1 pseudogene is annotated in these 965 nt (G+C 68.4%); it reads left to right on the top strand.

The annotated features are described in order from the left end of the window. Nucleotides 1-965: pseudogene (locus ACFPIH_RS56315) on the top strand (alpha-1,4-glucan--maltose-1-phosphate maltosyltransferase); the annotation flags it as partial.

The following is a 965-nucleotide window of genomic DNA, read 5'->3' as shown; positions in this document are numbered from 1 at the left end:
CTCACGGCCATCGCCGCGATGGGCTTCGACGTCGTCTACCTCCCGCCGATCCACCCCATCGGCACCACCTTCCGCAAGGGCCGCAACAACACCCTCGACCCCACCCCCGAGGACGTCGGCGTGCCGTGGGCGATCGGCTCCCCCGAGGGCGGACACGACGCCGTCCACCCCGCTCTGGGGACGATCGAGGACTTCGCCCGGTTCGTCGGGCAGGCCCGGGACCTCGGGCTGGAGATCGCACTCGACTTCGCCCTGCAGTGCTCCCCCGACCACCCCTGGGTCTCCAAGCACCCCGAGTGGTTCCACCACCGCGCGGACGGCACCATCGCCCACGCCGAGAACCCGCCGAAGAAGTACCAGGACATCTACCCCGTCGCCTTCGACGCCGACATGAACGGCCTGGTCACCGAGACCCTGCGGGTCCTGCGGCACTGGATGTCCCACGGCGTGCGGATCTTCCGCGTCGACAACCCGCACACCAAACCGGTCGTCTTCTGGGAACGGGTCATCGCGGAGATCAACGCCGCCGACCCCGACGTCATCTTCCTCGCCGAGGCCTTCACCCGCCCCGCGATGATGCGCACCCTCGGCCAGATCGGCTTCCAGCAGTCCTACACCTACTTCACCTGGCGCACCACCAAGCAGGAACTCACCGACTACCTCACCGAACTGTCCGGCGAGGCCGCCGCCTCCATGCGGCCCAACCTGTTCGCCAACACCCCCGACATCCTCCACGAGTACCTCCAGCACGGCGGCCCGCCCGCCTTCGCCGTCCGCGCCGTCCTCGCCGCCACCCTCTCCCCCACCTGGGGCATCTACAGCGGCTACGAACTGTATGAGAACACCCCCCTCAAGCCCGGCAGCGAGGAATACCTCGACTCCGAGAAGTACCAGCTCAAACCCCGCGACTGGGAAACCGCGAACACCCTCGCACCCCTCGTCACCCGGCTCAACGAGATCCGGCG

The organism is Streptomyces vulcanius (assembly GCF_042653945.1).
Taxonomy (GTDB): domain Bacteria; phylum Actinomycetota; class Actinomycetes; order Streptomycetales; family Streptomycetaceae; genus Streptomyces; species Streptomyces mangrovi.
Note: the sequence above shows the minus strand (reverse complement) of the source record. Positions and strands in the feature narration are given on the sequence as shown.